Here is a 25,827-nt window from a genome sequence, read left to right as displayed (position 1 = left end):
ACCCTGGAGGACGAACCATGATTAACCGCGTAACCGCCTTAACGCTGGCGCTGAGTCTGACCGCCAGCCTGGCGCAGGCTACTGACACCCTGCCGACCCAGACGGTCGATCAGGCTTTACATGACCGCCTGCCGGATCAGAGCAAAAAAGCGGGCCGGATGATTTCGGTCAACAATGGATCCTTCCCGCCGTATGAGATCGTCAATGGCCCGCATTCGATGGAGGGTGCCTCGGCGGATCTCACTACTGCACTGTCGCAGCTGCTGGGCGTGAAGATCGATCACGCCACGGTGAGTGGCCTGTCCGGCGTGCTGACCGGCATTAACGCTGGCCGCTATCAGCTGGCGATTGGCCCGATTGGCGACTATCCGGATCGTCAGCAGAAGGTGGACTTCATCGATTTTGTGCAGGAATTCGTGGTGTTTGGCGTCCAGAAGGGCAACCCGGCGCAGATCAATCAGCTTGATGATACCTGTGGCAAACGGATCGCGGTGATGGCAGCAGGCTCTGCGGAACAGGTAATCCGTCAACAATCGGCGCGCTGTACCGCCGCCGGCAAACCGGCAGTCACGGTGCAGGCCTTTACCGATCAGCCTTCGTCGATCCTCGCGGTGCGCTCGAAACGCTCGGATGCTTTTTTCTCCTCCCAGGCGCCGCTGACCTGGTTTGTCAATCAGGCCAAAGGCCAGCTCGAGCTGGCGGGCAAAGGACATAAGAACGGCTTCGGTGACATTTTCCAGGGCACCGTGGTGCCGAAAGGATCGCCGTTAGGCGGCGTGGTTCTTGATGCTTACAAGGTGCTCTATCAGAACGGGACCTATGCCGCCATCATGAAAAAATGGCAGCTGGAGGACAACATGACCGCTGCGCCAGGGCTGAACCTGGCAAAACAGGAGGCTAAATGAGCCTGAGCCGCCACGATTCGCCGATCAGGGAACAACAGCGTGATGAGGCGCAGTTGCGCGACGTGGCTTTCGCCCGCAGCGCGCCGGCCTATGGACGCTGGGTCAGCTGGATTGTGGTGCTGGTGGTTGGCTCTAACCTGCTGTGGCTGGTGATGACCAACCCCAATTTTGAATGGCAGGTGGTGCTGAAGTGGTTCACCGAAGGCTCGGTGCTGAAAGGACTACAGGTTACGCTGGGGCTGACGCTGGTTTCGATGGTGCTGGGTACGCTGCTGGGGCTGCTGTTAGGCGTCTGGCGGCTGTCGGACAACCGACTGTTGCGCGGCATTGCCGGGCTCTATATCTGGTTCTTTCGCGGAACGCCGCTGCTGGTGCAGCTGATTTTCTGGTACAACCTCTCGACCCTGTTTCCTGCGTTATCCCTGACGTTACCGTGGACCGACATCACGCTGGCGCGCTGGAACACCAACGATCTGATCACCCCACTGACCGCCGCCATCGCCGGGCTGGCGCTTAACGAAGCGGCCTATATGGCTGAAATTATCCGCGCCGGACTGCTGTCAGTGGATAATGGTCAGGTTGAAACCACCCAGGCGTTTGGTATGAGCCGGGCGCGGGCCCTGCGGCGGATCATTATTCCGCAGGCGATGCGTTCGATTATCCCGCCCACCGGTAATCAGCTGATCAGCATGATCAAGGCAACGTCGCTGGTGAGCGTGATTGCTATGGGCGATCTGCTCTATTCGGTGCAGGCGATCTACAACCGCACTTTTGAAATTATTCCAATGCTGATGGTCGCGGTAATCTGGTATCTGCTGATTACCTCGATCCTCAACCTGGGGCAGTCCGCCATTGAGCGCTATTACGCGCGTGGCACCCGACGGGTGACCAGCGTGGCGAAGCGGCCAGGCGCGCTGGCGGCCACCGCACAGCAACAGAAGGAGGAGCAATGAGCCAGGCTGAGCCGTTAGTCTGCGCCCGTAACGTGCAGAAGCGTTATGGCGACAATCAGGTGTTGAAAGGGATCGATCTTGATGTCTGGCCCGGTGAGGTGGTGGTGATCCTCGGACCTTCAGGCTCGGGTAAATCGACCTTTCTGCGCTGCATCAACCATCTCGAAGAGATGAATGGCGGATCGATACGGGTCGGCGATCAGCAGATCGGCTACGTGCTGAAACGCAACCTGCTGCATCGCCTGTCCTCACGTCAGATCGCCCGTCAGCGCCAGAAGATTGGCATGGTGTTTCAGCAGTTCAACCTTTATCCCCACATGACGGTACTGCAAAATATTATTGAGGCACCTATCGGCGTGCATAAATTTCCGCGTCAGCAGGCGCTGGCGCATGCCCGGTCACTGCTGGCAACGGTGGGATTGAGCGATAAGGCGGATGCCTGGCCGCGTCATCTGTCGGGCGGCCAGCAACAGCGCGTGGCGATTGCGCGCGCCTTAGCCATTAAGCCGCAGTTAATGTTGTTTGATGAGCCTACTTCGGCGCTGGACCCTGAACTGGTGGGTGAAGTGCTGGCGACCATGCGAACCCTGGCCGATCAGGGACTGACGATGATTGTGGTAACCCATGAGATCAGCTTCGCCCGTGAGGCGGCCGACCGGGTGGTGTTTATGGATGGCGGCGTAGTGGTGGAGCAGGGGACGCCGGAACAGGTGATTGCTAATCCGCAGCATCCGCGTACTCAGGCTTTCCTCAGCCGTTTTATCTGATAAGATCGCCGCTCCGATCTTACTCTGTTACAGATTGCAGTTGTGGCAGCACGCAAACTGCGCGTAAATAACAGTCACCGTTATTCGCTGAAGTTGAAAGGTTAAATATGGAAGGTATCAGTATTGCCAAACTGCTGATCATCGGTGCGCTTATCGTACTGCTTTTTGGCACCAACAAGTTACGCTCTCTGGGTGGCGATCTGGGCTCCGCAATCAAGGGCTTCAAGAAAGCCATGAAAGATGAAGACACCAGCGCAGCCCGAACTCCGGCTGAAGAAGTCCCGGCTGAACGCGTCGTCCATAAAGATTAATCAGTTATTTCCTGAAAATAATTGTTACTTTTTATGTCAGACCGACATTAAAAAAACCAGGCTGTTTCCAGTCTGGTTTTTTTGTTTTCAGGCGAGCGCCTGACGTTACGCCACAGGCAGCCGGCTTATTTAACTTCGAGCCCTTTGGCCTGCATGTCCGCATGATAAGAAGAGCGGACAAACGGACCGCACGCCGCGTGGGTAAAGCCCATCGCCATGGCTTCTTCTTTCATCTCATCAAATTCCGCCGGACTGACGTAGCGCTGAACCGGCAGGTGGTGACGGCTGGGCTGCAGATACTGGCCGAGGGTCAGCATCGTGACGCCGTGACGACGCAGATCGCGCATCACTTCGACGATTTCCGCATTGGTTTCACCCAGACCTACCATCAGGCCAGATTTGGTCGGAATGTGCGGGTGCGCTTCTTTGAAACGCTCCAGCAGCTTCAGTGACCACTCGTAGTTAGCACCCGGACGAACCTGACGATAAACGCGTGGCACGTTCTCCAGGTTATGGTTAAACACATCCGGCGGGGTAGCGGTCAGAATATCCAGGGCGCGATCCATCCGGCCGCGGAAGTCAGGCACCAGAGTTTCGATTTTGATGGTCGGGTTCTTTTCACGAATCGCACTGATGCAGTCGGCAAAGTGCTGAGCACCGCCATCACGCAGATCGTCACGGTCAACCGAGGTGATCACCACATAACGCAGGCCCATGTCAGCGATGGTTTGCGCCAGCTTGCCGGGCTCATTCGCATCGGGTGCATTAGGGCGGCCATGCGCGACATCGCAGAAGGGGCAACGGCGGGTACAGATAGCGCCGAGGATCATAAAGGTGGCGGTACCGTGGTTGAAGCATTCGGCCAGGTTTGGACAGGAGGCCTCTTCACAGACCGAGTGAAGTCCATTTTTTCGCATCGCGGCTTTAATGCCCTGAATACGACTGGAGTCAGCAGGCAGCTTGATTTTCATCCATTCCGGCTTACGCAACATCTCTTGCCGTTCAACGGCCACGGTTTTCACCGGGATCAGCGCCATTTTGTCTGCGTCACGATATTTGACGCCGCGTTCCATCTGAATTGGTTTACTCATAAATCAGCAGGTTCCGGTCGGATTGCGATTTGAAAGCGTTCTCACTCAACCCGAGAAGGGTGCTTTCAACTTTATTTGAAAAAAGTGCAAAAATTATATCATCTCATCGCCCGGGAAGCAGCCACCGTTAGCGTGGATAAGTTACATATTTGTAAATTCGCATTCAGCGTTAAGGCTGAATCGGCAAATCTTCGTCTGACCATTCAACATTTTCATAACCTGTCAGGCGGGCAAACGCCGTCACCAGCGGGGCCTGCACCTGATCCAGCCGTACGTCCGGTTGAAAATGCTGCAACTGGGTCATGCTCATACCGGCATAGCCACAGGGATTAATGCGCGAAAAGGGCGCCAGGTCCATGGCGACATTCAGCGCCAGGCCGTGAAACGAGCAGCCTTTGCGGATGCGCAGCCCGAGTGAGCAGATTTTTTGCTCGCCGACATAAACGCCTGGCGCGTCGGGACGCGCGCGGGCGCTGACTCCAAAACCGGCCAGCGTGGTAATCACCGTCTCTTCCAGCGCCGTCACCAGCTGGCGCACGCCAATTTTGCGTCGCTTGATATCAATCAGCACGTACATAACCTGCTGACCCGGTCCATGATAGGTGACCTGGCCGCCGCGGTCGCTCTGCACCACCGGGATATCGCCGGGCATCAGCAGATGTTCCGCTTTTCCCGCCTGGCCCTGGGTAAAAACCGGAGGATGCTCCACCAGCCAGATCTCATCCCGGCTCAGGCTGTCGCGCTGATCGGTGTAGTGGTGCATGGCGTCGGAGACGGATTGCCAGTCGCGTAATCCTGACCGGCGGACGAGAAGGGTATCAACTGACAAAACGATGGCCCGCTTTAACAAAGTAAGCTGAAAATAACGTCGGCAAACCGTCAGGAAAGGGCGCTTCGCCGACCCGGCAAATCAGAGCACCATGCGTACGATTTCGATTTTACCCAGCTCTTCATACAGGCGTTCAACCTGCTCTATATGGGTCGCGGTAATGGTGATATTTACGGAGTGATAGTTGCCCTTGCTGCTCGGCTTAACTTCAGGACTGTAGTCGCCGGGCGCATGGCGTTGCACCACTTCAACCACTTGATCAACCAGCTCCGGTTGCGCCAGACCCATTACCTTGTAGGTAAACGGGGTAGGAAATTCGAGCAGTTCATTCAGTTTGGTTTTCATATTAACTCCGGTGCATAAAAAACAGACTCCCGCCTGAGCGGGAGCATCATAATAACCTGTAATGGGGGCGATGGGGTGACTTTTCAATCACCCGCCACGCTTAGCCGAACCAGTGATGGAACATCAGTTTGATGTAATCAACGATGCGGCTGAAGAATCCGCCTTCCTGGATCTCATTCAACACCACCAGCGGACGCTGTTCGATGGTTTTGCCATCCAGCTGGAAGTTGATGCTGCCGACCACCTGATTTTTCTTCAGCGGCGCATGCAGTTCGGTGTTGTTCAGCACATAGCTGGCTTTCAGATCCTTCATCCGGCCACGTGGAATGGTCAGGTACGCATCTTTTTCAACCCCAAGCTGAACGCGATCGTTGTCACCAAACCATACCGGCTCAGAGGCAAACTCTTTGCCCGCTTTCAGCGGTGCCACGGTTTCAAAGAAACGGAAGCCCCAGGTCAGCAGTTTTTTGCTTTCGGTCTCGCGGCCTTTGTAGGTGTGACCTCCCATTACCGCGGAGATCAGACGCATCTGGCCTTCGGTAGCCGAAGCCACCAGGTTGTAACCTGCTGCATTGGTATGGCCGGTTTTAATGCCATCCACGTTCAGGTTGGTATCCCACAGCAGACCGTTACGGTTCATCTGACGGATATTGTTGAAGGTGAACTCTTTCTCTTTATAAACGGCGTACTCTTCCGGTACGTCGCGGATCAGTGCCTGGCCAATCAGCGCCATATCGCGCGCCGAGCTGTACTGACCTTCAGCATCCAGGCCGTGTACCGTCTGGAAATGGGTGTTCTGCAGGCCAATCGCTTTAACGTAGTTGTTCATCAGGTTGACGAACGCATCCTGGCTGCCGGCGACATAGTCCGCCATGGCGACACAGGCGTCGTTACCCGATTGCAGCACAATCCCACGCGTCAGCTGCGAAACCGGAACCCGATCGCCTGGCTTGAGGAACATCAGCGATGAACCTTTAAACACCGGGTTGCCGGTAGCCCAGGCATCGGGACCGACGGTGACCAGATCGTCCTGATGGATTTTGCCGGCTTTAACCGCCTGACCAATCACGTAGCTGGTCATCATTTTGGTCAGACTGGCGGGATCGCGGCGTGCATCAGCATTTTTCTCTGCCAGCACTTTGCCCGAGTTGTAGTCGATAAGGACATACGCTTCGGCATCAATGTCCGGTACGCCCGGAATCATGGTCTTGAGATTGACGTCATCAGCAATAGCGGCATGGCTGAGAGAGAAGGCGATCAGTGATCCCACTGTCAGGCGTTTCAGCAAACGAGATGATTTCAGCGTGTTCATGTGTAGGACTACAACATCCGTGGTTTTGAGGTTAAAAAAGTCACTCATCATACCCAATGGCTGGCTTTCCGGCATCGGGCATGATGATTGGGTTGTTAGCAGACGTAACGGTAACCGTTCAATCAGCGACGCGTATTGGTAATAAATGAGGCGTTCTGGCCGTCACTGCTCAGGCGCTGTTGCAGCGCAGCCGCTTCGGCACGGGTCGGATAACCGCCGAGCTGGACACGATACACATTGCCCGCCGTTTCTACCGTGCCGGGCACGCCATAACGCTGGCTCAGGCTTTTCATCAGCTGCTGCGCGCGCGCCGGATCGTTCAGCGCGCCGACCTGCACCACATAGCCGGCAGCAGTCTGCGTCGGGCTGGCCGCAGCGGGTGCGGCGCTGGCTGGCGCTGCCGTTACGGCTGGCGCGCTGGCTGGCGGTTGACTGCTTTCCAGTACGCCGCTGGCTAACGGCTGGGGTGCGCCGAGAAAACCACTGCTCTGGACCGGTGCGCCCATGTTGTCACTGCTCTGCAAAGTGCTGTTGCTGATCGCCTCAACATTTTGTTGTGGTACCGGCTGAGAAGCGGCTGCGCTGCCGCCGCTCATCACCGAGCCGCCGCTGAGATCCGGGCGGGCCGGCAGCGAATAACTCTGTTTCGCCACTACTGTCCCGATGGTGCCGGGACCTGAGAGCGTACCATCCGGCGCGACCTTAATGTAATCGACGCGAACCCGTGAATTGTTGGAAATGTTCAGGCGATCGCCGGCGGCGCGCGACAGGTCGATGATGCGGCCAGGCGTATACGGGCCACGATCGTTAACCCGCACCACAATCTGGCGGCCATTGGCGATATTGGTCACGCGCACGTAGCTCGGCAGCGGCAGAGTAGGGTGCGCGGCGGTCAGGGCGTCAGGATCGTAAGCTTCGCCGGTGGCGGTGCGGTTGCCCTGCGCTTCTTCGCCGTACCAGGTGGCGAGGCCGACTTCGCTGTAGTTCGACGGATCTTTAATGATGCGATAATTTTTGCCGTTGACGCTGTAATCCTGGCTGGTGCCGGGATTGATCGGCTCATAGCGTGGCTCAACGCCGGGTATTTCTACCACCGGACCATTATAGGCCGGTTGCGGCGGCGCGGTATTTTGGGGTTCGGGCGTGGTACAGGCCGCCAGAACCAGTGATGCCAGTGCAACGCCAAGCCATTCCTTACGCATCTGCTGCCTCTTAAACACTTTTAGATAACATTTTTCGGTGAGTATGGATCGACATCACAATGCCAAATCCCGCCATGAGCACGATAAGCGCGGAGCCGCCATAACTGACCAGCGGCAACGGCACGCCAACTACCGGTAAGATACCACTAACCATGCCAATGTTAACGAAAACATAAACGAATAAAATCAGCATTAAACCGCCCGCCATTACCCGGCCAAACGTGGTCTGGGCGCGGGCTGCCACAATCAATCCCCGCATGATCAGCAGCAGATAAAGCGCCAGCAGCACCAGTACCCCAACCAGTCCTAACTCCTCCGCCAGTACCGCGAAGATAAAGTCAGTGTGGCGTTCCGGCAAAAACTCCAGCTGTGACTGGGTGCCCTGCAGCCAGCCTTTGCCGCGTAGTCCGCCAGATCCGATGGCAATTTTTGACTGAATGATGTGGTAACCGGCACCCAGTGGATCGCTTTCCGGATCGAGCAGCATCATCACGCGGTCACGCTGATAGTCGTGCATCAGGAAGAACCACAGAATCGGGATAAACGCCGCCACCAGCAGCACCGCAACGCCAATCAGCTTCCAGCTCATACCGGACAGGAACAGCACAAACAGTCCGGAGGCGGCAATCAGAATCGAGGTACCGAGATCGGGCTGAGCCGCCACCAGCAGGGTGGGCACAAAAATCAGGATCAGTGCGATGCCGGTATTTTTCAGCGTCGGCGGACAGACATCGCGGTTGATAAAGCGTGCCACCATCAGCGGCACGGCAATTTTTGCGATCTCCGACGGCTGAAAGCGGACGATACCGAGGTCAAGCCAGCGCTGAGCACCTTTACTGATCTGCCCAAACGCATCTACCGCAATCAGCAGAATGACGCAGATGATATAGAGATAGGGTGCCCAGCCTTCGTAGACGCGCGGCGGCACCTGCGCCAGCACAATCATGATCACCAGGCCCATGGCGATCTGGCCGATTTTACGCTCCATCATGCCCGGGTCCTGGCCACTGGCGCTCCAGATCACCACGGCGCTGTAAATCAGCAGGCCGAGAATCACCAGCATAAACAGCGGATCGATATGGATGCGCATCCAGATCGATCGTTTCTGCGGACTATCGTTCATCGACATGTTTATTCACCTTCGTAGCCGGGCGGCACAGGGGCTGCGTCCGGCAGAACTGTATTGTTATCACCTAACATGATGTGATCCAGAATCTGGCGCATGACGGTACCGACAGCCGGTCCGGCGCCACCGTTTTCCAGGATAATGGTCACCGCGACCCGAGGTTTGTCATAAGGGGCAAACGCGGTCATCAGCTTATGGTCGCGTAATCGTTCGGCAATTTTATGCGCGTTATAGGTTTCATTCTCTTTCAGGCCAAACACCTGAGCCGTCCCTGATTTGGCGGCGATTTTATAAGGCGCGTCAGCAAAGCTCTTGTGCGCGGTTCCGTTAGGGCGATTTGCCACGCCATACATTCCGTCTTTGGCAATTTCCCAGTAGCCGGAATGGATGTCGCCAATCGGTGCCGCAGGCGGCTGGCGATAGGGCACCAGAGTGCGCCCTTCGCGGGTGGCGCGCAGCATATGCGGTACCCGGATGACGCCATCGTTAATCAGGATCATCATCGCTTTGTTCATCTGCAGCGGCGTCGCGGTCCAGTAACCCTGGCCGATGCCCACCGGGATGGTGTCGCCCTGATACCACGGCTTTTTAAAGCGTCTGAGCTTCCAGTCACGGGTCGGCATGTTGCCCGCGCTCTCCTGTGGCAGATCGATGCCGGTGCGGCTGCCGTAACCAAACTTGTTCATCCACTCCGACAATCGGTCAATGCCCATGTCATAGGCGACCTGGTAGAAGAAGGTATCGGCGGACTCTTCCAGCGCTTTGGTGACGTTCAGGCGGCCGTGGCCCCATTTTTTCCAGTCGCGAAAGCGCTTCTCAGAGCCGGGCAGCTGCCACCAGCCTGGATCGAACAGGCTGGTATTGCGGTTGATCACGCCGGCACTCAGGGCTGAGACCGCGACGTACGGTTTGACCGTTGAGGCCGGTGGATAAGCGGCCTGGATGGCGCGATTATACAGCGGACGGTTTTCATCGTTGAGCAGGCCGCGATAATCCTTACTGGAGATACCGTCGACAAACAGATTCGGGTCGTAGCTCGGCGTTGAAACCATCGCCAGAATTTCGCCGGTACGCGGATCGCTGACCACCACCGCGGCGCGACTGCCGGTCAGCAGCGTTTCGATATACTGTTGCAGCTTAAGATCGATGGTCAGATAGATATCACGGCCAGCCTGCGGTGACTCTTCATGCAGCTGACGGATCACCCGGCCGCGGTTGTTCACTTCAACCTCTTCAAAGCCGGTTTTGCCATGCAGCAGATCTTCGTAATAGGCTTCAATGCCGAGCTTACCAATATCGTGGGTCGCGGCGTAGTTAGGCCATTTTCCCTCTTTATCGAGGCGAGCAACGTCACGATCGTTAATTTTGGACACGTAACCGACCACGTGCGTCAGGGTCTGACCAAACGGATAGTAACGGCGCTGATACCCTTTGACTTCCACGCCGGGGAAGCGGTACTGATTCACCGCAAAGCGCGCGACCTGCACCTCATTCAGGCCGGTTTTTACCGGAATAGAGGTAAAGCGGCGCGAGCGTTTACGCTCTTTTTGAAAGTTTTCGAGGTCGTCGTCGGTCAGTTCGAGAATCGGACGCAGGTTATCCAGCGTCTGTTGCAGATTATCAACTTTTTCCGGCACCAGTTCGGCCTGATAGATGGTGCGGTTGAGGGCCAGCGGCGTGCCGGTGCGGTCATAGATGATGCCCCGGCTGGGCGCGACCGGAACCAGCTTAATGCGGTTTTCGTTTGAGCGGGTGCTGTAATCGTCGAAGCGTAAAATTTGCAGGTGGTAAAGGTTAACCACCAGCACCGAGGAGAGCAGTAAGATACCGACGAAAGCGATAAACGCCCGACGGACAAAGAGTTTTTGTTCGGCGCTGTAATCGCGAAAGGCGTTGCTTTGTAATTTCATCCGCTACTTGTCATGTCTGATGTGGGCTGATCGGTCATTCACGATGATAAGGATGATTTGTCGTTATGCTCCATGCACGATACAGGCTTTCGGCCACCAGCACGCGCACCAGCGGATGGGGCAACGTCAATGCTGACAGTGACCAGCTCTGTTCTGCCGCCGCTTTACAGGCTGGCGCCAGCCCTTCAGGACCGCCAATCAACAGGCTGACATCGCGACCATCCAGCTTCCAGCGCTCAAGCTGCTGCGCCAGCTGTGGGGTTTCCCACGGATGGCCGGGAATATCCAGCGTGACGATGCGATTGCCTTTGCCGACCGCCGCTAACATCGCCTCACCCTCTTTTTCAAGGATGCGTTTGATATCAGCATTTTTGCCGCGTTTACCCGCGGTCACTTCGGTCAGCTCCAGCGGCATATCTTTCGGGAAGCGGCGCAGATATTCCATGAAACCGGTCTGCACCCAGTCAGGCATTTTGGTGCCGACGGCAACAAGTTGCAGTTTCACCGATTAGCCCCAGAGTTTTTCCAGCTCGTACAGCTGGCGACTCTCTTCCTGCATCACATGCACGATGACATCACCGAGATCGACAACCACCCAATCTGCTGCGCTCTTGCCTTCAATGCCTAACGGCATCAGGCCGGCCGCACGGGACTCCTGCTCAACGTGCTCGGCGATCGAGGTGACGTGACGCGTGGAGGTGCCGGTGCAGATGATCATGAAATCGGTGATGCTGGATTTGCCCTGAACGTCGATGGTGACAATGTCCTGGCCTTTGAGATCATCAATCTTATCAATAACGAACTCTTGGAGTGCTTTACCTTGCAAAAGGTTCCCCTCTAAAACTGGTGGTGACGAGCCGGCTGTAAGCCCGGATTATGCAGCCAAAAAATTAAGCGGCGCAGTATAGCATGCCCGGATCAGTCGCGATATAAGCCTGCGCGGTCGATATAATCGATAACCGCAGCGGGCAGCAGGGCGTCGCAGGACTGGTTGTGATGGCGACGGCGACGGATCTCGGTAGCGGAGATGTCATACAGCGGCGTTTCTGCCAGCCAGATATGGCCAGCAGGCTGAAGATGAAGCTGTTTTACGTCATGCGCAAGATGCTGATCGAGCCAGCGCTGCATTTCGGGCGACGACATCCGGGTCGGATAGCCCGGCCGCTGACACACCAGCAGGTGGCAGAGTGACAGCAGATCCTGCCAGCGATGCCACTTTGGCAGGTTCAGCAGCGAATCCTGACCGATGATGAAGCCCAGCGGTTGCTGAGCGCCGCGTTCGGCACGCAGATTTTCCAGCGTGGTCACGGTCCAGGAAGGCGTGTCGCGTTCCAGTTCACGGGTATCAATGTCAAACAGCGGCAATCCGGCGATGGCGCAGCGCAGCATCGCCACCCGCTGGGTCGCGCTGGCTTCCGGCTGAGGACGGTGCGGCGGCACATTGTTCGGCAGCAGGGTGACTTTTTGCAGCCCGGTCTGCTGCGCCAGCGCTTCAACCGGACGCAGATGCCCGAAATGGATCGGATCGAAAGTGCCGCCAAACAGCGCGTGTAACTCAGACATGAGCGAAACTCGCGGGAAACGCGCGGCTGCTGAGCAGCAGCGTCAGGGTTTGCAACTGCGGCCATACCGGCTGGCCATAATCCTGCTTCAGGGTGATCTCAATCTGGCTCAGCAGATGGATTGCCCGCTGCAAACGCGCCGCATCCAGCCGTTGTAACGCATCGGTAAACAGGGCGCGACGGTTCTGCCAGATGCGCTGTTGATCCATCAGATTACGCAGCGGCTGTTGCGCCTGGTGACGTTGCAGATGCAGCAGCGTCAGCAGATCGCGTTGCAGGGTACGCAGCAGGATCACCACTTCGCTCTCTTCCCGCTCCAGCTGATGCAGGATATGCAGAGCGCGGCGGCTTTTGCCCGCCAGCACCGCGTCGACCCAGTGGAAAGGGGTGAAGTGCGCCGCATCGCTGACCGCTTCTTCAACCCGCGGCAGCGTCAGTTTGCCGTCGGGCCACTGCAGCGACAGTCGCTCCAGCGCCTGCGCCAGCGCCAGCAGGTTGCCCTCATAGCAGTAGCACAATAGCTGCACCGCCGCGTCATCAACCGCCAGCTTCAGCGCTTTGGCGCGGTTCGCTACCCAGCGCGGCAGCTGCGCCTGCTCTGGAGTCTGACAGGGCACTAATACGGCGGAGGCCGAAAGCGCTTTAAACCAGGCGCTGTTTTCCTGCGCTTTGGTCAGCTTCGGCATCCGGCAAATCAGCAGAATATCCGCATGCAGCAGTTGCGACAGCTTAACCAGCTGCTCAGCCATCGCGGCATTCGGACCATTGTCGGGGAAGTGCAGGGTGAGCGTCTGACGCTGGGCAAACAGGCTCAGCGACTGACAGCTTACAAACAGGCTTTCCCAGTCGGTCTGGGCATCGAGGGTGACGCTGAAGTGTTCTTCGAATCCCTGAGTTGTCGCTGCCGCGCGGATCGCGTCTGCGCTCTCCTGCAGCAGCAGGGGTTCGTTACCGGCCAACAAATAACAGGCGCGCAGCCCCTCACGGAGCTGCGCGCTGAGTTGCTCAGGATAAATCCTGATCATTGCAGACTGGTGGCAGAGGAAGAAGGGACTTCCTCTGATTCCTGACCCGGCACCGGAATCGCTGACTGGCGCAGGGTATCTTTATTGTTGAGCTGTGCCGCATGAACCGTCAGCAGTTTACGCACCAGCTGCTCGGCAGCACGCTGACGCATCTCCTGCACAATCATGTCCTGCTCAGCATCTTTCGCCAGCGCCGCATTCGGGTTATCGAAGAACGAACGATAAACCGTGGTGCTGATCGGATAGATGCCTTTGCCCGGCAGCAGCACCTGGGCGGTCAGGGTCATTACCAGCTGGTACTCAGCGGTTCCGCCATTGATAAAGACCGATGCGGTATCGCGGCCCTGCAATTCGCTACCCAGACGCAGCGTCGGGATATCGGTGCGGTTCTGCTTGCTGTCCTCAACAATACGCACATTGTTGATACGCAGCTGCTGCCGCACGGTACGCGCCAGTGGACCGTAAGGATCGCCGGTTGAAACAATCAGGGTTTTCAGTTCACTCGGCACCTGAGTGGTGCCGCGCGGATGAAAACCACAGCCAGCGGTGATCACCACCACCAGCATGACAAACAGCCTGATAATCGGATGTCGCACAGTTCCTCCTGAACTTAACCTACGACCAGGTTAAGCAGTTTGCCCGGTACATAAATGACTTTACGAATCGTCACGCCGTCCAGGTACTTCGCCACCAGATGCTCCTGGGCGGCGCGTGCCTGAACCTGTTCCTGCGTGGCATCGGCCGGTACGGTAATTTTACCGCGTACTTTACCGTTTACCTGCACCACCACCAGCAGTGAATCTTCCACCATTGCGGCTTCATCAGCAACCGGCCAGCTGGCTTCATCAATCGTACCTTCGCCGCCCAGCGTCTGCCACAAAACATAGCTGGCATGCGGAGTGAACGGATAGAGCAGACGGACAATCGCCAGCAGCGCTTCCTGCATCAGTGCGCGATCCTGCTCGCTCTCCTGCGGCGCACGTGCCAGCTTGTTCATCAGTTCCATAATTGCGGCGATGGCGGTGTTGAAGGTCTGACGACGGCCAATGTCATCCGCCACTTTGGCGATGGTTTTGTGCAGATCGCGACGCAGTGACTTCTGCTCATCATTAAGGCTGGCGACATCAAGCGCTACGGTTGTGCCTTTCTGGGTGTGGTCGAAGACCAGCTTCCAGACGCGTTTCAGGAAGCGGTTAGCGCCTTCCACGCCCGATTCCTGCCACTCCAGCGTCATATCGGCCGGGGAAGCAAACATCATGAACAGACGCACGGTATCCGCGCCGTAACGCTCGACCATCAGCTGAGGATCGATGCCGTTGTTCTTCGACTTCGACATTTTGCTCATGCCAGCGTAGATCACTTCGCGGCCCTGGGTGTCAACCGCCTTGACGATGCGGCCTTTCTCATCGCGTTCCACGTTCACGTCGACCGGCGATACCCAGTTACGCTCACCGTTAGCACCGAGGTAATAGAAGGCGTCTGCCAGTACCATCCCCTGACACAGCAGGCGCTTAGCCGGTTCATTGGAGTTAACCAGACCGGCATCACGCAGCAGCTTGTGGAAGAAGCGGAAATACATCAGGTGCATGATGGCGTGTTCAATACCGCCCACATACTGATCGACCGGCAGCCAGTAGTTCGCCGCCGCCGGATCCAGCATGCCTTCCTTGTAGCTGGCGCAGGTGTAGCGCGCGTAGTACCAGGAAGACTCCATAAAGGTGTCGAAGGTGTCGGTTTCACGCAGCGCTGGCTGACCGTTGACGGTAGTTTTTGCCCACTCCGGGTCGGCTTTAATCGGGCTGGTAATGCCGTCCATCACCACATCTTCCGGCAGGATCACCGGCAGCTGATCTTCTGGTGCTGGCATAACCGTGCCATCTTCCAGCGTGACCATCGGGATTGGCGCACCCCAGTAACGCTGACGTGAAACACCCCAGTCGCGCAGGCGGTAGTTCACTTTACGCACACCCACGCCTTTGGCGGCCAGCGCGTCAGCAATCGCATTGAAGCCTGCGGCGTGATCCAGACCGTTAAACTCACCTGAGTTAAACAGCGCGCCTTTCTCGGTCATCGCCGCGGCGCTGACGTCTGGCTCGCTGCCGTCAAGGTTCAGCACCACCGGCTTAATCGGCAGATCGTATTTGGTGGCAAATTCCCAGTCACGCTGATCGTGTGCCGGAACCGCCATCACCGCACCGGTGCCATATTCCATCAGCACGAAGTTAGCGACCCACACCGGGATTGGCTCGCCGGTCAGCGGATGGATAGCGGACAGGCCGGTGGCCATGCCTTTTTTCTCCATGGTCGCCATTTCCGCTTCGGCCACTTTGGTGTTGCGGCATTCAGCGATAAAGTCAGCCAGCGCCGGATTATTCACCGACGCCTGAGTGGCCAGCGGATGACCAGCAGCGACCGCGACATAGGTCGCGCCGATAAAGGTGTCCGGACGGGTGGTGTAGACGGTAACTTTCTCTTCGCTGTCCGCGACGTCAAAAGTGATCTCAACCCCTTCAGAGCGGCCAATCCAGTTACGCTGCATGGTCTTGACCTGCTCAGGCCACTCTTCCAGCGTATCGAGATCGTTCAGTAACTCTTCCGCGTAATCGGTGATTTTAATGAACCACTGCGGGATCTCTTTGCGTTCAACTTTGGTATCGCAGCGCCAGCAGCAGCCGTCAATCACCTGCTCGTTAGCCAGTACTGTCTGATCGTTCGGGCACCAGTTAACCGCTGAGGTTTTCTTATACACCAGACCTTTTTCATACAGTTTGGTGAAGAACCACTGTTCCCAGCGATAATATTCCGGCTGACAGGTCGCCAGTTCACGGCTCCAGTCATAACCAAAACCCAGCAGCTTAAGCTGGTTTTTCATGTAGGCGATGTTGTCGTAGGTCCAGGGCGCCGGTGCGGTATTGTTTTTGACCGCCGCGCCTTCCGCAGGCAGACCGAAAGCATCCCAGCCAATCGGCTGTAGCACGTTTTTGCCGAGCATACGCTGATAACGCGCGATTACGTCGCCGATGGTGTAGTTACGAACGTGGCCCATATGCAGGCGGCCAGAAGGATAGGGCAACATGGAGAGGCAATAGTATTTTTCTTTACCTTCCTGCTCAGTCACTTTAAACGTTTCGTTTTCATCCCAGTGCTGCTGCACGCGGGATTCAATCTCTTCCGGGCGGTATTGCTCTTGCATGGCTGCCTGTGGTCCTTAATGAATAACACTTTGCTGACGTTAAGATCCGCATAGCATACCCATAAGGCCGCGCATCAACAACATTTCCCACTTTCGCTGGCGCGATTTGTGTCGAAAGCGTCAAAGCCTTCACCCTTTTGTAATTCAACTGACAGACGACACGGCAAACACCACAAAGCGACTAAACTTAATCCAGCGATGACCTACATAAAGGAGAACAAAATGAATAAAGTGGCTCAGGAATATCGCGAGTCGTTAGCGGTGCTGACCGAGCGTCTGCGTCAGGGCGATCGGAATATTGATAGCCTGATTAGCGAGCGACGCAGCCAGCTGCTGGCACGTCCGGATCTGACGCCTGTTGAGGTCGATCAGGCGCTCAGCTCGGTGCGCCGCGATTTAGAAGAGTTTGCACGCAGCTATACCGATGTTGAAGAGCCGCTGGCCGATTCGCTGTTTATGCGCATCATTCGTGAAAGCGTCTGGAAAGAGCTGGCGGATATCACCGATAAAAGCCAGCTTGAGTGGCGTGAGGTGTTTCAGGATCTGCATCACCATGGCGTCTATCAGAGCGGCGAAGTGGTGGGGCTGGGTAATCTGGTGTGTGAGAAATGTCAGTTCACCCGGGCGATCTACACGCCGGAAACGCTGTCACGCTGCCCGGAGTGTGGTCACGATCAGTTCCAGCGTCAGCCTTTCGAACCCTGAAAATCTGGCGGGCACCGGGCCTGATGCTGGGCAGTTAAGCGATGGGTGATAACGCAGTCTGGTGCCGCTCAGGGGCTGGCGGTCCTCGCGCCGCTGCGCGGTTCCTTCACTTCATTCCTCTGCCTGACGGACCGCCGGGGATGGCACATCCTGTGGTGCCCCCGTCTTTCGCCCGCGTCCTGCCGGCTCTCCTGGCAGACTCATTCTGCTCAGCGCTGCGGATTGCCTGTCCCTGATCGACCCCTGCCTGCTCTGAAACTTCAGTGTGTATGGTTAAAAAGGGCACAATAGTGGAGGCCTGAGCGCCTCTGCTGCTGAAAGGGCTATCCGCAGCGCTGAGGCGTGACGTTGGGCCAGAACTCCACGCCGGGAAGCGTGGAGAGTTCGGGGCCGGCCAGGGAGGGCCGATCCGCGAACGGTTCGTCGGCATGACGTCAAAGCCGAAGGCACTGCGTCAGCGGCGGGAGGACGGCCCGGCAGCAGCAGAGGTGCTCAGGCCCGCACCCCGGCCCGCTCGCGCAGAAAAAACGGCTGCCACGTTTGACCGTGGCAGCCTTTGCAAATTTATCCTTAACTGACCAGCATCAGGGCAACCGGGCCCGCCTTTCTCTGGTGCAAAAGATCCCGTTCAGAAAATCAGTGCAGAATTTTTGCGAGGAAGTCTTTGGCGCGGTCAGACTGCGGGTTATTAAAGAAGTCATCTTTGTTGGTGTCTTCGATAATTTTGCCTTCATCCATGAAGATCACGCGATTGGCGACTTTACGGGCGAAGCCCATTTCATGCGTCACCACCATCATCGTCATCCCTTCATGCGCCAGTTCAACCATCACATCCAGCACTTCGTTAATCATCTCGGGATCAAGAGCGGAGGTCGGTTCATCAAACAGCATCGCAATCGGGTCCATGCAGAGCGCGCGGGCAATCGCCACACGCTGCTGCTGGCCGCCCGACAGCTGACCGGGAAACTTATCGGCATGCGCCGATAACCCCACCCGATTGAGCAGCTTCAGCCCTTTATCCCGCGCCGCGGCTTTATCGCGCTTCAGCACTTTCACCTGCGCCAGCACCAGATTATTGATAATGCTGAGGTGCGGGAACAGTTCGAAGTGCTGGAACACCATGCCGACCTTGCTGCGTAGCTGGGCGAGATTGGTTTTTTTGTTGTTCACTTCGGTGCCGTTCACCGTGATAACCCCTTGCTGAATCGGCTCCAGGCCGTTCACTGTTTTAATCAGGGTCGATTTACCGGAGCCGGACGGTCCGCATACCACCACCACTTCACCTTTTTTAACCTCGGTAGAGCAGTCGGTCAGCACCTGAAAGTGACCATACCACTTAGAAACGTTTTTCAGGCTAATCATTTAAACCGTCCTTTTTCTTTTTAGATAACTGACCAGCAGTGACGCGCTCAGGCTGATAACGAAGTAGACCAGACCGGCAAACAGAACCATTTCAACCTGGGTACCGTCGCGTTCACCAATGGTGGACGCTGTCCGGAAGAAGTCCGCCAGGCTTAAGACATAGACCAGCGAGGTATCCTGAAACAGTACGATCCCCTGAGTCAGCAGCAGTGGCACCATGGCACGAAACGCCTGCGGCAGGATGATCAGTTTCATCGACTGCCACTGGGTCATGCCCAGCGCCAGAGCCGCGTTACCCTGACCGCGCGAAATACTGATGATGCCGGCGCGAATAATTTCGGAGTAATAGGCCGCTTCAAACAGTGAGAAGGCCACCATGGCGGAGATCAGGCGGATATCAGTTTTCGGCGATAATCCCAGCACCTGCTGCAGAAAACTCGGCACCACCAGATAGAACCACAGCAGCACCATCACCAGCGGCACCGAGCGGAACAGGTTAACGTACAGTCTGGCGAACCAGCTGACTGGCTTGAGGGTCGACAGGCGCATCACCGCCAGCAGCGTGCCCCAGATAATCCCGAATACCACTGCGGTAATGGTGATCTTGAAGGTGATCACCAGGCCGTTAAGCAGATAGGGCAGGCTGGGAGTAATTGAACTCCAGTCAAACTCGTACATTACTTGCCTCCCCCGTTGCCAGGCAGACGCACTTTGCGTTCCACCAGGCTCATTAACAACATGATCACCAGGTTAATCGCGATGTAGGCCAGCGTAATGGCGGTGAACGATTCATAGGCGTGTGCGGAGTAGTCCAGCAGTTTGCCCGCCTGCGCCGCCATATCGACCAGCCCGATGGTCGAAGCGATGGCGGAGTTCTTGACCAGGTTGAGCATCTCTGAGGTCATTGGCGGCACAATCACCCGATAGGCGTTTGGCAGCAGCACATAGCGGTAGGTCTGTGGCAGGGTTAAACCCATCGCCAGACCGGCATTCTTCTGACCGCGCGGCAGTGACTGAATGGCGGCACGCACCTGCTCGCAGACGCGGGCGGCGGTAAACAGACCAAGGCAGATCATTGATGAGATGAAGAACTGAATGTTGGGGTCCAGCTCAGATTTAAACCACATGCCCAGCTTTTCGCCTACCAGTTCCGGGGCCACCAGATACCAGAAGAAGAACTGCACAATCAGTGGAATGTTGCGAAACAGTTCGACATAGCAGGTGCCAATGGTCGCCAGCAGGCGATTAGGCACGGTACGCAGAATGCCAAAAAGTGAACCTACGCAGAAGGCAATAATCCAGGCGCAACAGGAGACGGCAATCGTCACCTGAAAACCGGACCACAGCCAGCCGAGATAGGTCGTGTTACCGAACGGGGCCTGTTCGAGAAATATGCCCCAGTTCCAATCGATACCCATAACGAGCTCCGGTAAAAAAGGGTAGCTAAGCTACCCTGAAGATTGATGAACGGCGTTTTCTCTCCTGTACCAGGGGAACGACCCGGTTCAGTCTGTCTGTCCGCGCCGCGGTTTCAGCAATCGAGAGGGTAGCCAGGCCGCCCTTGTTATACCCGTCGTCATTCAGGCTGCATTTTTGTTGGCCACGTTTACTCACCCGAGTCACTTACCTGAGTAAGCTTATCGGGATTCATTCTCTTGCCGCCTCAATGCAAGCTGAAATCCATTGGGTATTTTCTTGTTAGTTCAGTGCTTTATCATTCGGCGTTTTGAACAGCGCTTTCATGTCATCCGACAGTTCAAAGTTCATGTTCAGGTTCTTCGGTGGGATTGGCTGTTTGAACCAGGTGTCGAACCATTTTTCAGCCTGGCCTGAGGTCTGCGCTTTGGCGATGGTTTCATCCACTAAGGTTTTGAACTGCGGATCGTCTTTACGCAGCATACAACCGTAAGCCTCTTTGGACTGCGGCGTACCTAAGATTTCCCAGTTGTCGGGTTTTTTCGCTTTGGCGCGTTCACCGGCCAGCAGAGCATCATCCATCATAAAGGCCACGGCACGGCCGGTTTCCAGCGTACGGAACGAGTCGCCATGATCCTTCGCGCTGATAATGCGCATTTCCATTTTCTGCTCGTCGTTCAGTTTGTGTAACAGCACTTCAGAAGTGGTCCCGGAGGTCACCACCACGGTTTTGCCTTTCAGGTCGGTGAAATCTTTGATCGGACCGCCTTTTTTCACCAGCAGACGGGTACCAATGACGAAGATGGTGTCAGAGAAGGCTGCCTGTTTCTGGCGCTCAAGGTTGTTGGTGGTAGATCCACACTCAAAATCGTAGGTGCCGTTTTGCAGCAGCGGGATACGGTTTTGCGAGGTAATCGGGATCATTTTGATCTGCAGATCAGGCTTGTTCAGCTTCGCTTTAATGGCGTCCACAATGGCAGCGGAATAGGCTTGTGAGTAGCCGACGACTTTTTGCTGGTTGTCATAATAAGAAAAGGGAACTGATGATTCGCGGTGCCCGACCACAATGACGCCGTTGTCATTGATCTTCTTCAGGGTGCCGCTGAGATCTTCCGCCTGGGCCGCTCCCGCTGCTGCGCTGATCAGCAGAAGAGATAATGCCACTTTGCGTAGTTGCATGTTCCAACTCCTTCGTATGGAAAATGCACAGGATATAACCTGTGCTGATTATGATGTTGTGTGTATTTCCTGCTGCTTTTCTGGCTATCCCGTAGCGCAGCTGCGCGCAGAATAGTCACTAACATAGCGGATTGTTAACGCGATGAAACAAAAAAGTTTCTTTTTTGCGAGGTGATCCGCACCAAAAAAAGGCAATTTTTCCTGCCTGCGCGTTAACGGTGCAAGCGAAGCGATTATTTTGGTGCAACCGGCCTGCTATCAGCGTATGCAGTGCGCCTGTTTGCGAAAAACACTGAAATAATTAGCAATCATCGTGCCAGAAACGGGTTCCGGCGCGCTGACGCAGCAGAGTCTGCGGTGAGGGAAGGGGAAAATAGCAGGCAAAAGCGATAAAAAAAGGCGAAGCAGCCGCTTCGCCTTTTAGCAGGGTGAATCAGCGTCGGCGACGCAGCACCGCCGCCAGGGCGGCCAGCGCCGTCAGAATCCACACCGGCCAGACGCCAGCGTGCGCATAAGGAGTTTCACCGGTGGTCGGTACCACTTTGTCGGTTAACACTGCGCGGCTGAACTGCGGCAGCATCTTTTCAACCTCGCCGCTGGCATTCACCACTGCTGTCACGCCGTTGTTGGTGCTGCGTAACAGCGGACGGCCCAGCTCCAGCGCCCGCATCCGGGCCATCTGGAAATGCTGCCATGGGCCGATCGAGTGACCAAACCAGGCATCGTTAGAGACCGTCAGCAGGAAATTGGTGTCGGGATGGAAGTTGGCGCGCACCTGTTCACCCAGCACAATCTCATAGCAGATGGCGCTGGTCAGGTTGTAACCGGCCACCCTGAGCTGCGGCTGAAGGTAAGCGCCACGACTGAAAGCAGACATTGGCAGATCGAAGAACGGTGCCAGTGGACGTAGCAGATCGGCCAGCGGTACAAACTCCCCAAACGGCACCAGGTGATTTTTCTGGTAGCGATTGCCGCTGAAGTAGTTATAAGGCGCGTTGCCGCCTAACACGATCACCGTGTTGTAATCGTGATAGCGGTTCTGCTCGAGGCGCGAGTCTACGATGCCGGTCACCAGAGCACTGCCGCGCGCGCGTAGCTCATCATCCAGCGAGCGCAGGAACGGCTGCTGATTACTTTCCAGATCGGTAATTGCTGATTCCGGCCAGATGATAATCGGGGTTTTGCCGATCAACGGCTGGCTGAGTCCGCTGTAAATGCGCAGCGTGTTCAGCAACTGTTGCGGGTCCCACTTCATCGACTGCGGAATATCGCCCTGTACCAGGGCCACATCGACTGCACGGGCCGGTAACGGCTGAACCCACTGGACGTAGCGCAGCGGCCAGGGTAAGGCCAGCAGCAGCAGGGCCGCGACCAGGCTTTTTACATTGCGCTGTTGCAGGGCATACACCAGCAGACCGGCGACCACCATCAGCAGAAAGGTAATGGTTTCCACGCCGCCCAGCGGCGCTACGCCTTTCAGCGGGCCATTGATCTGGCTGTAACCAAACTGCAGCCACGGAAAGCCGGTGAGGATCCAGCCGCGCAGAAACTCGGTGATCTGCCATAACGCCGGGGCCGCCAGCGCCAGACGCCATAACGTCGTGCGCGGCCACAGGCGATTGAGCAGCCCGGCAAACAGCGCCGGATAGATCGCCAGATAGGCCGCCAGCAGCACCACCAAAAAGACGTTCACCGGACCAGGCATCCCACCAAAGGTCGCAATGCTGACGTAGACCCAGTTGATGCCGCTGCCGAACAGGCCAAACCCCCAGACGAAGCCAATCGCACTGGCCTGAGGGCTGGTGCGATTAAGGGTCAGAAGCTGTAAGCCGCACAGCGACAGCAGTGCGGCGGGCCAGAAATCGTAAGGAGAGAAGGCGAGGGTGCCAGACGCACCCGTTAATAAAGCCAGCAGCAGGCGAACCCGCTGACGCGGGTAAAGTGAGGCTAAAGCCATAAACTTATTCGTCATCCAGTTGAGGTTGTGGCGAATTATCCGGAATAGTGACATGAACCTGGATGATACGGCGGCTGTCGGCCATCGCAACTTTGAACTGATAACCTTCGATGTCGATGCTCTCACCGCGCGCGGGCAGATGGCCGAAGCCCTGCATCACCAGGCCACCAATGGTGTCGACTTCGTCATCGCTGAACTGCGTGCCGAACACCTCATTGAAATCTTCAATCGCGGTTAACGCCCGCACCGTAAAGGTGTGGCGGTTAAGCTGACGGATATCACGATCCTCTTCGTCGTCATACTCATCCTCAATCTCACCGACGATCAGCTCCAGAATGTCTTCGATGGTGACCAGGCCGGAGACGCCGCCGAACTCATCGATCACAATCGCCATGTGGTAACGCTGAGAACGGAACTCTTTCAGCATCCGGTCTACGCGTTTGCTTTCAGGCACCACTACCGCCGGGCGCAGCACTTTCTCAATGCTGAACGGTTCAGATTCGCTGCTCATAAACGGCAGTAAATCTTTCGCCATCAGGATCCCTTCAACGTGATCTTTGTCTTCGCTGATCACCGGGAAGCGCGAATGCGCCGACTCGATAATCACGTCCAGACACTCTTCGAGGTTCTGATTGCGTTTCAGGGTAATCATTTGCGAGCGCGGGATCATAATGTCACGCACGCGCTGCTCCGCAATATCCAGCACCCCTTCGAGCATGTCACGGGTATCCTGGTCAATCAGGTCTTTATGATTTGAGTCGCGGATCAGCTCCAGTAGCTCATCACGGTTTTTCGGTTCACCGTGAAAAAGTTGGTTGATCAACAGGGAAAAGAATCCCTTTTTACTACTGGGTGCATCGCTGTTTTGAGAATGGTCGTCGCTCATGGCGGTTTTTAAAGATCTCTCTGGTGAGGAATTAACGCTGCCAGCGCAGCGCTGGCAGCAGGATAGCCGGAACCCGGAGGTCAGGCGTCTTCTTTCTCCGAAATGTACGGATCAGGATAACCAAGAGCAAGCATTATCTCGGTCTCCAGTGACTCCATCTCTTCGGCTTCGTCGTCTTCAATATGGTCGTAGCCCAGCAGATGAAGCGTGCCGTGTACCACCATGTGTGCCCAGTGGGCCTCAGTGCTTTTGTGCTGCTCAGCCGCCTCCTGCTCGACCACCTGACGACAAATAATCAGGTCACCGAGCAGCGGTAGTTCGATGCCAGGCGGCGCTTCAAACGGGAAAGAGAGCACGTTGGTCGGTTTATCTTTACCGCGATAAGTCAGATTAAGCTCATGACTTTCCGCTTCATCAACCAGACGCACCGTTACTTCGCTTTCCGGCTGGAAAGGGGTGACCGCCGCTGAAAGCCAGCGGTGAAACTGGCTTTCAGTGGGCAGATCGGCGCTGTTTTCACAGGCGATTTGCAGGTCAAGAATCACCTCGCTCATTTGCTCTCCTGCGTTACGCTCTGGGCGGCCAGCGCCTCGCGTTTACGCTCTTCAGCCTGCTGGTCGCGACGTTTCTGATCGGCCGCTTCCCAGGCTTCATAGGCGGTGACGATACGGGCTACAACCGGGTGGCGCACCACATCTTCACTGTGGAAGAAGTTGAAGCTGATCTCTTCCACTTCCGACAGCACTTCAATCGCATGACGCAGGCCCGATTTAACGTGGCGCGGCAGGTCGATCTGAGTGACGTCACCGGTAATGACCGCTTTAGAGTTGAAACCGATACGCGTCAGGAACATCTTCATCTGTTCGATGGTGGTGTTCTGGCTCTCATCGAGAATGATAAACGCGTCATTCAGCGTACGGCCACGCATATAGGCCAGCGGAGCCACTTCAATCACGTTGCGCTCCATCAGCTTCTCAACCCGCTCAAAGCCGAGCATCTCGAACAGTGCGTCATACAGCGGACGCAGATAAGGGTCCACCTTCTGACTCAGATCGCCGGGCAGAAAGCCGAGCTTCTCGCCCGCTTCAACTGCCGGGCGGGTCAGCAGGATTCGGCGTATCTCCTGACGTTCCAGCGCATCGACCGCCGCCGCGACGGCCAGGTAGGTTTTACCGGTCCCGGCCGGGCCAACACCAAAGGTGATGTCATGGTCGAGCACGTTCGCGATGTACTGTGCCTGGTTTGGCGTGCGTGGCTTGATGACGCCGCGCTTGGTCTTGATATTGACCGCTTTGCCATATTCCGGCACGCTTTCGGCGGTCTGCTCCAGTACCCGGCTCTCTTTGATCGCCAGATGGATCTGGTCCGGCTCAATATCCGGAATATCGCCGCGTACCGGTGCGGTATCCACATAGAGTGTTTTCAGAATGTCAGCCGCCGCATTCACGCAGAGTGCGCGCCCCACCAGCTTAAAGACGTTGTCCCGACGGTTGATCTCAATGCCCAGACGACGTTCAAGCTGTTTCACATTATCGTCAAATGGACCGCACAGGCTCATCAGACGACGGTTATCGGCCGGTTCAAGGGCGATTTCACGAGTTTCGATATTCAAACGAATCCTTTGGGTCACTCAGGGCCAGTTATGAGGTGTGTCTGACGCACCGTTGGGCTTAACCGGATGCACCATAACGAAATTATTTATGCCGTAACGCCTGGGCGCAAGCTTAAGAAAAGATATTTGGGCGGCACTTTCAGAAACCAAGTGCAACAAAGTGAAATTGGCGGCAATGC

At 56.3% G+C, this 25,827-nt stretch carries 26 protein-coding genes; 5 read left to right on the top strand and 21 right to left on the bottom strand.

All coding sequences use genetic code 11. The features are described 5' to 3' along the window. The first annotated feature begins 17 nt into the window (after positions 1–17). The 4 genes from ACLIBF_RS15545 to tatE all read left to right on the top strand — a co-directional run bounded on the left by ACLIBF_RS15545 (position 18) and on the right by tatE (position 2,936). A complete protein-coding gene (locus ACLIBF_RS15545; protein ID WP_279809460.1) occupies positions 18–905 on the top strand; it encodes an ABC transporter substrate-binding protein in 888 nt (295 codons plus the stop codon). Beyond that, positions 902–1,858 carry an amino acid ABC transporter permease gene (locus tag ACLIBF_RS15540; protein WP_069728019.1) on the top strand — a complete coding sequence of 319 codons (957 nt, stop codon included), beginning with the start codon at positions 902–904 and terminating at the stop codon, positions 1,856–1,858. Before ACLIBF_RS15545 ends, ACLIBF_RS15540 begins: the two co-directional genes overlap by 4 nt. Further along, the gene (locus ACLIBF_RS15535; RefSeq protein WP_031377755.1) at positions 1,855–2,625 is read left to right on the top strand and encodes an amino acid ABC transporter ATP-binding protein; all 771 of its coding nucleotides are present in this window, start codon (positions 1,855–1,857) and stop codon (positions 2,623–2,625) included. The genes ACLIBF_RS15540 and ACLIBF_RS15535 overlap by 4 nt, the downstream gene beginning before the upstream one ends. 107 nt (positions 2,626–2,732) lie before the next feature. Beyond that, entirely contained in the window at positions 2,733–2,936 is a 204-nt protein-coding gene (gene tatE / locus ACLIBF_RS15530; RefSeq protein WP_031377756.1) for a twin-arginine translocase subunit TatE, read from the top strand. 125 nt (positions 2,937–3,061) lie between these two features. On the opposite strand, the gene lipA is transcribed toward tatE, so the two are convergent. From lipA to leuS, 13 genes are all read right to left on the bottom strand, one after another. Further along, the gene (gene lipA / locus ACLIBF_RS15525) at positions 3,062–4,027 is read right to left on the bottom strand and encodes a lipoyl synthase (RefSeq protein ID WP_046288462.1); all 966 of its coding nucleotides are present in this window, start codon (positions 4,025–4,027) and stop codon (positions 3,062–3,064) included. A gap of 169 nt (positions 4,028–4,196) precedes the next feature. Beyond that, the gene (gene lipB / locus ACLIBF_RS15520; RefSeq protein ID WP_031377757.1) at positions 4,197–4,856 is read right to left on the bottom strand and encodes a lipoyl(octanoyl) transferase LipB; all 660 of its coding nucleotides are present in this window, start codon (positions 4,854–4,856) and stop codon (positions 4,197–4,199) included. Positions 4,857–4,937: 81 nt separating this feature from the next. Next, the gene (ybeD, locus tag ACLIBF_RS15515; RefSeq protein WP_031377758.1) at positions 4,938–5,201 is read right to left on the bottom strand and encodes a DUF493 family protein YbeD; all 264 of its coding nucleotides are present in this window, start codon (positions 5,199–5,201) and stop codon (positions 4,938–4,940) included. Between the two features lie 100 nt (positions 5,202–5,301). After that, a complete protein-coding gene (gene dacA / locus ACLIBF_RS15510) occupies positions 5,302–6,513 on the bottom strand; it encodes a D-alanyl-D-alanine carboxypeptidase DacA (RefSeq protein WP_031377759.1) in 1,212 nt (403 codons plus the stop codon). A gap of 122 nt (positions 6,514–6,635) precedes the next feature. Then, positions 6,636–7,715: an endolytic peptidoglycan transglycosylase RlpA gene (rlpA, locus tag ACLIBF_RS15505; protein WP_279809455.1), complete on the bottom strand. Its 1,080-nt coding sequence runs from the start codon at positions 7,713–7,715 to the stop codon at positions 6,636–6,638. Positions 7,716–7,725: 10 nt separating this feature from the next. Further along, on the bottom strand, positions 7,726–8,838 hold the full coding sequence (mrdB, locus tag ACLIBF_RS15500) for a peptidoglycan glycosyltransferase MrdB (protein WP_046288546.1): 1,113 nt from the start codon (positions 8,836–8,838) through the stop codon (positions 7,726–7,728). Positions 8,839–8,846: 8 nt separating this feature from the next. Then, positions 8,847–10,751, bottom strand: coding sequence for a peptidoglycan DD-transpeptidase MrdA (gene mrdA, locus ACLIBF_RS15495; protein ID WP_046288460.1), 1,905 nt, complete (start codon positions 10,749–10,751; stop codon positions 8,847–8,849). Positions 10,752–10,785: 34 nt separating this feature from the next. Further along, positions 10,786–11,256 (bottom strand): 23S rRNA (pseudouridine(1915)-N(3))-methyltransferase RlmH, encoded by a 471-nt coding sequence (gene rlmH, locus ACLIBF_RS15490; RefSeq protein ID WP_031377197.1) that lies wholly within the window; start codon positions 11,254–11,256, stop codon positions 10,786–10,788. A gap of 3 nt (positions 11,257–11,259) precedes the next feature. Continuing rightward, positions 11,260–11,577, bottom strand: coding sequence for a ribosome silencing factor (gene rsfS, locus ACLIBF_RS15485; RefSeq protein ID WP_031377198.1), 318 nt, complete (start codon positions 11,575–11,577; stop codon positions 11,260–11,262). A 92-nt stretch (positions 11,578–11,669) separates the two neighbouring features. Continuing rightward, positions 11,670–12,314, bottom strand: coding sequence for a nicotinate-nucleotide adenylyltransferase (nadD, locus tag ACLIBF_RS15480; protein WP_031377199.1), 645 nt, complete (start codon positions 12,312–12,314; stop codon positions 11,670–11,672). Next, complete coding sequence (holA, locus tag ACLIBF_RS15475; protein ID WP_031377200.1) at positions 12,307–13,338, bottom strand: DNA polymerase III subunit delta; 1,032 nt, start codon at positions 13,336–13,338, stop codon at positions 12,307–12,309. Before holA ends, nadD begins: the two co-directional genes overlap by 8 nt. Further along, positions 13,335–13,934, bottom strand: coding sequence for an LPS assembly lipoprotein LptE (lptE, locus tag ACLIBF_RS15470; protein WP_279809453.1), 600 nt, complete (start codon positions 13,932–13,934; stop codon positions 13,335–13,337). Before lptE ends, holA begins: the two co-directional genes overlap by 4 nt. A 14-nt stretch (positions 13,935–13,948) precedes the next feature. After that, on the bottom strand, positions 13,949–16,531 hold the full coding sequence (gene leuS / locus ACLIBF_RS15465) for a leucine--tRNA ligase (RefSeq protein ID WP_279809452.1): 2,583 nt from the start codon (positions 16,529–16,531) through the stop codon (positions 13,949–13,951). 222 nt (positions 16,532–16,753) lie between these two features. Between leuS and ACLIBF_RS15460 the strand changes: the two genes are divergently transcribed. Then, positions 16,754–17,236, top strand: a complete 483-nt coding sequence (locus ACLIBF_RS15460) for a zinc ribbon-containing protein (protein ID WP_031377203.1) — start codon at positions 16,754–16,756, stop codon at positions 17,234–17,236. 636 nt (positions 17,237–17,872) lie between these two features. Here the strand turns inward: ACLIBF_RS15460 and ACLIBF_RS15455 are convergent. The 8 genes from ACLIBF_RS15455 to ACLIBF_RS15420 form a co-directional block, all read right to left on the bottom strand. Beyond that, positions 17,873–18,598, bottom strand: coding sequence for an amino acid ABC transporter ATP-binding protein (locus tag ACLIBF_RS15455; protein WP_031374788.1), 726 nt, complete (start codon positions 18,596–18,598; stop codon positions 17,873–17,875). Next, positions 18,599–19,276: a glutamate/aspartate ABC transporter permease GltK gene (gene gltK, locus ACLIBF_RS15450; protein ID WP_031374789.1), complete on the bottom strand. Its 678-nt coding sequence runs from the start codon at positions 19,274–19,276 to the stop codon at positions 18,599–18,601. Continuing rightward, positions 19,276–20,016: an amino acid ABC transporter permease gene (locus tag ACLIBF_RS15445; protein WP_031374790.1), complete on the bottom strand. Its 741-nt coding sequence runs from the start codon at positions 20,014–20,016 to the stop codon at positions 19,276–19,278. The genes gltK and ACLIBF_RS15445 overlap by 1 nt, the downstream gene beginning before the upstream one ends. A 280-nt stretch (positions 20,017–20,296) precedes the next feature. After that, positions 20,297–21,193 (bottom strand): amino acid ABC transporter substrate-binding protein, encoded by an 897-nt coding sequence (locus tag ACLIBF_RS15440; RefSeq protein ID WP_031374791.1) that lies wholly within the window; start codon positions 21,191–21,193, stop codon positions 20,297–20,299. Between the two features lie 433 nt (positions 21,194–21,626). Further along, complete coding sequence (gene lnt / locus ACLIBF_RS15435; protein WP_046288545.1) at positions 21,627–23,150, bottom strand: apolipoprotein N-acyltransferase; 1,524 nt, start codon at positions 23,148–23,150, stop codon at positions 21,627–21,629. Positions 23,151–23,154: 4 nt separating this feature from the next. Then, a complete protein-coding gene (gene corC / locus ACLIBF_RS15430) occupies positions 23,155–24,036 on the bottom strand; it encodes a CNNM family magnesium/cobalt transport protein CorC (protein ID WP_031374792.1) in 882 nt (293 codons plus the stop codon). 80 nt (positions 24,037–24,116) lie between these two features. After that, on the bottom strand, positions 24,117–24,590 hold the full coding sequence (gene ybeY, locus ACLIBF_RS15425) for an rRNA maturation RNase YbeY (RefSeq protein ID WP_031374793.1): 474 nt from the start codon (positions 24,588–24,590) through the stop codon (positions 24,117–24,119). Further along, positions 24,587–25,648, bottom strand: coding sequence for a PhoH family protein (locus ACLIBF_RS15420; protein WP_031374794.1), 1,062 nt, complete (start codon positions 25,646–25,648; stop codon positions 24,587–24,589). Before ACLIBF_RS15420 ends, ybeY begins: the two co-directional genes overlap by 4 nt. Positions 25,649–25,827: the final 179 nt, after the last annotated feature.

The sequence above is a fragment of the Pantoea sp. PGP6 genome (assembly GCF_053474785.1).
This window is presented reverse-complemented; position numbering and strand designations above follow the sequence as displayed.

Bases quoted from the DNA above. Each gene is read 5' to 3' on its own strand.
- ACLIBF_RS15545 (WP_279809460.1), top strand. From the start codon at position 18: ATGATTAACCGCGTAACCGCCTTAACGCTGGCGCTGAGTCTGACCGCC.
- ACLIBF_RS15540 (WP_069728019.1), top strand. From the start codon at position 902: ATGAGCCTGAGCCGCCACGATTCGCCGATCAGGGAACAACAGCGTGAT.
- ACLIBF_RS15535 (WP_031377755.1), top strand. From the start codon at position 1,855: ATGAGCCAGGCTGAGCCGTTAGTCTGCGCCCGTAACGTGCAGAAGCGT.
- tatE (WP_031377756.1), top strand. From the start codon at position 2,733: ATGGAAGGTATCAGTATTGCCAAACTGCTGATCATCGGTGCGCTTATC.
- lipA (WP_046288462.1), bottom strand. From the start codon at position 4,027: ATGAGTAAACCAATTCAGATGGAACGCGGCGTCAAATATCGTGACGCA.
- ybeD (WP_031377758.1), bottom strand. From the start codon at position 5,201: ATGAAAACCAAACTGAATGAACTGCTCGAATTTCCTACCCCGTTTACC.
- dacA (WP_031377759.1), bottom strand. From the start codon at position 6,513: ATGAACACGCTGAAATCATCTCGTTTGCTGAAACGCCTGACAGTGGGA.
- rlpA (WP_279809455.1), bottom strand. From the start codon at position 7,715: ATGCGTAAGGAATGGCTTGGCGTTGCACTGGCATCACTGGTTCTGGCG.
- mrdB (WP_046288546.1), bottom strand. From the start codon at position 8,838: ATGAACGATAGTCCGCAGAAACGATCGATCTGGATGCGCATCCATATC.
- mrdA (WP_046288460.1), bottom strand. From the start codon at position 10,751: ATGAAATTACAAAGCAACGCCTTTCGCGATTACAGCGCCGAACAAAAA.
- nadD (WP_031377199.1), bottom strand. From the start codon at position 12,314: ATGTCTGAGTTACACGCGCTGTTTGGCGGCACTTTCGATCCGATCCAT.
- holA (WP_031377200.1), bottom strand. From the start codon at position 13,338: ATGATCAGGATTTATCCTGAGCAACTCAGCGCGCAGCTCCGTGAGGGG.
- leuS (WP_279809452.1), bottom strand. From the start codon at position 16,531: ATGCAAGAGCAATACCGCCCGGAAGAGATTGAATCCCGCGTGCAGCAG.
- ACLIBF_RS15460 (WP_031377203.1), top strand. From the start codon at position 16,754: ATGAATAAAGTGGCTCAGGAATATCGCGAGTCGTTAGCGGTGCTGACC.
- ACLIBF_RS15455 (WP_031374788.1), bottom strand. From the start codon at position 18,598: ATGATTAGCCTGAAAAACGTTTCTAAGTGGTATGGTCACTTTCAGGTG.
- gltK (WP_031374789.1), bottom strand. From the start codon at position 19,276: ATGTACGAGTTTGACTGGAGTTCAATTACTCCCAGCCTGCCCTATCTG.
- ACLIBF_RS15445 (WP_031374790.1), bottom strand. From the start codon at position 20,016: ATGGGTATCGATTGGAACTGGGGCATATTTCTCGAACAGGCCCCGTTC.
- ACLIBF_RS15440 (WP_031374791.1), bottom strand. From the start codon at position 21,193: ATGCAACTACGCAAAGTGGCATTATCTCTTCTGCTGATCAGCGCAGCA.
- lnt (WP_046288545.1), bottom strand. From the start codon at position 23,150: ATGGCTTTAGCCTCACTTTACCCGCGTCAGCGGGTTCGCCTGCTGCTG.
- corC (WP_031374792.1), bottom strand. From the start codon at position 24,036: ATGAGCGACGACCATTCTCAAAACAGCGATGCACCCAGTAGTAAAAAG.
- ybeY (WP_031374793.1), bottom strand. From the start codon at position 24,590: ATGAGCGAGGTGATTCTTGACCTGCAAATCGCCTGTGAAAACAGCGCC.